The sequence below is a fragment of the Nocardiopsis sp. NPDC058631 genome (assembly GCF_042716955.1).
In the GTDB taxonomy this organism is placed as follows: Bacteria; Actinomycetota; Actinomycetes; order Streptosporangiales; family Streptosporangiaceae; genus Nocardiopsis.
Genome location: NZ_JBHXQY010000177.1, coordinates 1 through 5571 on the forward strand (window position 1 = coordinate 1; position 5571 = coordinate 5571).

A 5571-nucleotide genomic window follows, 5' to 3' on the forward strand; every position below is an offset into this window, starting at 1 on the left:
AAACCGCCGATTTGGCGGGGCGCGGAACACCTGATAAAGTAAAGACACAACAAAGCGGAAACGCAGACGCCTTCCACGGAAGAGCACACGGTCTCACAGGATCGGGCTTGTACCGGAAGAGCGGTTGTTTCTTGAGAACTCAACAGCGCGTGTTTGATTTTCTTTAAGCCATGTTTGTTTTGGCCCCATCACCCGAACAGTGGTTCGGTGTGAAGGGTTCCTTTGATTAACCAGGGCAACCTGGTTGGTCAGGATTTCTTCTAGGTTTATCCGCCCCAGGCTGACCTCTGGTCGCCGGGACGGATTGTATGACCTTTATGGAGAGTTTGATCCTGGCTCAGGACGAACGCTGGCGGCGTGCTTAACACATGCAAGTCGAGCGGTAAGGCCCTTCGGGGTACACGAGCGGCGAACGGGTGAGTAACACGTGAGCAACCTGCCCCTGACTCCGGGATAAGCGGTGGAAACGCCGTCTAATACCGGATATGACACACCACCTCATGGCGGTGTGTGGAAAGTTTTTCGGTCGGGGATGGGCTCGCGGCCTATCAGCTTGTTGGTGGGGTAAAGGCCTACCAAGGCGATTACGGGTAGCCGGCCTGAGAGGGCGACCGGCCACACTGGGACTGAGACACGGCCCAGACTCCTGCGGGAGGCAGCAGTGGGGAATATTGCGCAATGGGCGAAAGCCTGACGCAGCGACGCCGCGTGGGGGATGACGGCCTTCGGGTTGTAAACCTCTTTTACCACCAACGCAGGCTCCCAGTTCTCTGGGGGTTGACGGTAGGTGGGGAATAAGGACCGGCTAACTACGTGCCAGCAGCCGCGGTAATACGTAGGGTCCGAGCGTTGTCCGGAATTATTGGGCGTAAAGAGCTCGTAGGCGGCGTGTCACGTCTGCTGTGAAAGACCGGGGCTTAACTCCGGTTCTGCAGTGGATACGGGCATGCTAGAGGTAGGTAGGGGAGACTGGAATTCCTGGTGTAGCGGTGAAATGCGCAGATATCAGGAGGAACACCGGTGGCGAAGGCGGGTCTCTGGGCCTTACCTGACGCTGAGGAGCGAAAGCATGGGGAGCGAACAGGATTAGATACCCTGGTAGTCCATGCCGTAAACGTTGGGCGCTAGGTGTGGGGACTTTCCACGGTTTCCGCGCCGCAGCTAACGCATTAAGCGCCCCGCCTGGGGAGTACGGCCGCAAGGCTAAAACTCAAAGGAATTGACGGGGGCCCGCACAAGCGGCGGAGCATGTTGCTTAATTCGACGCAACGCGAAGAACCTTACCAAGGTTTGACATCGCCCGTGGACCTGTAGAGATACAGGGTCATTTAGTTGGTGGGTGACAGGTGGTGCATGGCTGTCGTCAGCTCGTGTCGTGAGATGTTGGGTTAAGTCCCGCAACGAGCGCAACCCCTATTCTATGTTGCCAGCACGTTATGGTGGGGACTCATAGGAGACTGCCGGGGTCAACTCGGAGGAAGGTGGGGACGACGTCAAGTCATCATGCCCCTTATGTCTTGGGCTGCAAACATGCTACAATGGCCGGTACAATGGGCGTGCGAGACCGCAAGGTGGAGCGAATCCCTAAAAGCCGGTCTCAGTTCGGATTGGGGTCTGCAACTCGACCCCATGAAGGTGGAGTCGCTAGTAATCGCGGATCAGCAACGCCGCGGTGAATACGTTCCCGGGCCTTGTACACACCGCCCGTCACGTCATGAAAGTCGGCAACACCCGAAACTTGTGGCCTAACCCTTCGGGGAGGGAATGAGTGAAGGTGGGGCTGGCGATTGGGACGAAGTCGTAACAAGGTAGCCGTACCGGAAGGTGCGGCTGGATCACCTCCTTTCTAAGGAGTCTTTTGAAGGCCAACACTTCCTATTGTTGGTCGGACTCGAAAGTGGACCCGGCAGCATTCGGGGCCATCTGCTTCGGTGGGTGGTTTCGCTGACTGGGAGTGGCTGAAGATGAATCAGACTTTGCCTCCGACGACCTAGAAGCGTCGGGGGGCGCGCTGTTGGGTGTCTGAGGAAGCAACCTCGACCATCTGGTCCCCTGTGGGGGGCGGGTGGTCGGTTTGTTTCCCGCGGACCGCCCCGAGGAACTCTTCTTCGATCCTGTGGTGCATGTGAGTGTGCCGGCTGGGGTTGGGGGACGTGGTGCGAGGGTGTGCGGTTGGTGTTTTGACTTGTGAATAGTGTGCGCGAGCATCTTATTATCTGTAGTGGCCAAGTGATAGTGGCACACGGTGGATGCCTTGGCATCAGGCGCCGATGAAGGACGTGGGAGGCCACGATAGGCCACGGGGAGCTGTCAACCGAGCTTTGATCCGTGGGTGTCCGAATGGGGAAACCTAGCCCGAGTTGTGTCGGGTTGCCGCTACCTGAATGTATAGGGTAGTTGGTGGTGACGCGGGGAAGTGAAACATCTCAGTACCCGTAGGAAGAGTAAACAACAGTGATTCCCCTAGTAGTGGTGAGCGAACGGGGAAGAGGCTAAACCGTGCGCGTGTGATAGACGGCAGTCGTTGCGTGTGCGGGGTTGTGGGAAGCATCTGTCCGGGTCTGCCGATCCGGAGCGCTGAGTGATTCTTTTAGCTGAATCCGTTGGGAAACGGAACCGTAGTGGGTGAGAGTCCCGTAGGTGAAGGAAGAGTCTAGGCGTTGGTGTTCTCCCGAGTAGCGCGGAGCCCGTGAAAGTCCGTGTGAATCTGGCAGGACCACCTGCTAAGCCAAAATACGTCCTGATGACCGATAGTGCACTAGTACCGTGAGGGAAAGGTGAAAAGTGCCCCGGTGAGGGGTCGTGAAATAGTACCTGAAACCGTGTGCTGTCAAGCCGTCAGAGCTGAAGCTTGTCTTTGGTGATGGCGTGCCTTTTGAAGAATGAGCCTGCGAGTCATGGTGTGTGGCGAGGTTAACCCGGGTGGGGTAGCCGTAGGGAAACCGAGTCTGAATAGGGCGGTTGAGTCGCATGCTGTGGACCCGAAGCGGAGTGATCTACCCATGTCCAGGGTGAAGCGGGGGTAAGACCTCGTGGAGGCCCGAACCCACCAGGGTTGAAAACCTGGGGGATGAGGTGTGGGTAGGGGTGAAAGGCCAATCAAACTCCGTGATAGCTGGTTCTCCCCGAAATGCATTTAGGTGCAGCGTCGCGTGTTTCTTGCTGGAGGTAGAGCTACTGTTTGGCTGATGGGCCCTACAAGGTTACTGACGTCAGACAAACTCCGAATGCCGGTTAAGTGAAGCGCGGCAGTGAGACTGCGGGGGATAAGCTTCGTAGTCGAGAGGGAAACAGCCCAGATCATCAGCTAAGGCCCCTAAGCGTGTGCTAAGTGGGAAAGGTTGTGGAGTTGCCCAGACAACCAGGAGGTTGGCTTAGAAGCAGCCATCCTTTAAAGAGTGCGTAATAGCTCACTGGTCAAGTGGTTCTGCGCCGATAATGTAGCGGGGCTTAAGCACACCGCCGAAGCTGTGGATGCCAACCTTGTGTTGGTGTGGTAGGGGAGCGTCGTGCATCCGGAGAAGCTGCCGAGTGATCGTGTGGTGGAGGGTGTGCGAGTGAGAATGCAGGCATGAGTAGCGAAAGCAACGTGAGAAACGTTGCCGCCGATTGACTAAGGGTTCCTGGGGCAGGTTAATCCGCCCAGGGTGAGTCTGGACCTAAGGCGAGGCCGACAGGCGTAGTCGATGGATAACGGGTTGATATTCCCGTACCCGTGCACGAGCGTCCAGTATCGAATCAGGTGATGCTAACCACGCTGGTTCTTGGTGGGTCCTTCGGGAACTGCCTCTGAACTGGTCTGGGATCCGAGCTTGTAGTAGGTAAGTGATGGGGTGACGCAGGAGGGTAGCTCTACCCGGCGGTGGTTGTCCGGGGGTAAGCGTGTAGGCTGGGGGGTTGGCAAATCCGCCTCCCGTGAAGGCTGAGACGTGATGCCGAGCCGTTTTCGGTGAAGTGGGTGATCCCATGCTGTCGAGAAAAGCCTCTAGCGAGTTCGTGTGTGGCCAGTACCCTAAACCGACGCAGGTGGTCAGGTAGAGAATACCGAGGCGTTCGGGTGAACCATGGTTAAGGAACTCGGCAAATTGTCCCCGTAACTTCGGGAGAAGGGGAGCCCTGTCTGGTGATGGCCTTTGCGGTCTGAGCTGGGTGGGGTCGCAGATAGCGGGGGGAAGCGACTGTTTATTAAAAACACAGGTCCGTGCGAAGTCGTAAGACGCTGTATACGGACTGACGCCTGCCCGGTGCTGGAACGTTAAGAGGACTGGTTAGCGGGGGTTCGCCTCTGCGAAGCTAGGAATCTAAGCGCCAGTAAACGGCGGTGGTAACTATAACCATCCTAAGGTAGCGAAATTCCTTGTCGGGTAAGTTCCGACCTGCACGAATGGCGTAACGACTTCCCCACTGTCTCAACCATGGGCCCGGTGAAATTGCACTACGAGTAAAGATGCTCGTTTCGCGCAGCAGGACGGAAAGACCCCGGGACCTTCACTATAGCTTGACATTGGTGTTTGGGATGGTTTGTGTAGGATAGGTGGGAGCCGGTGAAGTCGTCACGCTAGTGGCGGTGGAGGCGTTGGTGAAATACCACTCTGACTGTTTCGGGCATCTAACCTTGGACCGTGATCCGGTTCGGGGACAGTGTCTGGTGGGTAGTTTAACTGGGGCGGTTGCCTCCCAAAGAGTAACGGAGGCGCCCAAAGGTTCCCTCAGCCTGGTTGGTAATCAGGTGTTGAGTGTAAGTGCACAAGGGAGCTTGACTGTGAGACGGACGTGTCGAGCAGGAGCGAAAGCTGGGACTAGTGATCCGGCACCGGCGTGTGGAAGCGGTGTCGCTCAACGGCTAAAAGGTACCCCGGGGATAACAGGCTGATCTTCCCCAAGAGTCCATATCGACGGGATGGTTTGGCACCTCGATGTCGGCTCGTCGCATCCTGGGGCTGGAGTTGGTCCCAAGGGTTGGGCTGTTCGCCCATTAAAGCGGCACGCGAGCTGGGTTTAGAACGTCGTGAGACAGTTCGGTCCCTATCCGCTGTGCGCGTTGGAGACTTGAGAAGGGCTGTCCCTAGTACGAGAGGACCGGGACGGACGAACCTCTGGTGTGCCAGTTGTCCTGCCAAGGGCATGGCTGGTTGGCTACGTTCGGGAGGGATAACCGCTGAAAGCATCTAAGCGGGAAGCTTGCTTCGAGATGAGGTCTCCTGCCTCCTTTGAGAGGGTAAGGCTCCCTGTAGACGACGGGGTTGATAGGCCGGGTGTGGAAGCCCTGTGAGGGGTGGAGCTGACCGGTACTAATAGGCCGAGGGCTTGTCCGCTGCAGATAATTGGATGTTCGCGCACACTTGTTCACACGGTTTTCCGCTGTGGGGTTCTCTCTGCCTTGTTGGGGTGGGTTGAGGGTTTCGTGGTGGTGTTTGGTTTCCGTGGTGGTTATTGCTGGAGGGTCACACCCGGTCTCTTTCCGAACCCGGTCGTTAAGTCTCCTTGCGCTGATGGTACTGCCCTGTGGTGGGGTGGGAGAGTAGGTCGCTGCCACGGTTTTTTGTTGGGGAGGGGGTTGCCTGTGATGGG

At 57.2% G+C, this 5571-nt stretch carries 3 rRNA genes; all 3 read left to right on the plus strand.

The features are described from left to right. The first annotated feature begins 314 nt into the window (after nucleotides 1-314). The 3 genes from ACFWTE_RS29555 to rrf all read left to right on the plus strand — a co-directional run bounded on the left by ACFWTE_RS29555 (nucleotide 315) and on the right by rrf (nucleotide 5538). A 16S ribosomal RNA gene (locus ACFWTE_RS29555) occupies nucleotides 315-1846 on the plus strand. A gap of 376 nt (nucleotides 1847-2222) precedes the next feature. Further along, nucleotides 2223-5316 (plus strand): 23S ribosomal RNA (locus ACFWTE_RS29560). Between the two features lie 106 nt (nucleotides 5317-5422). Beyond that, nucleotides 5423-5538, plus strand: a 5S ribosomal RNA gene (gene rrf / locus ACFWTE_RS29565). Together the 16S, 23S and 5S rRNA genes form the textbook arrangement of a ribosomal RNA operon. The last annotated feature ends 33 nt before the right edge of the window (nucleotides 5539-5571 follow it).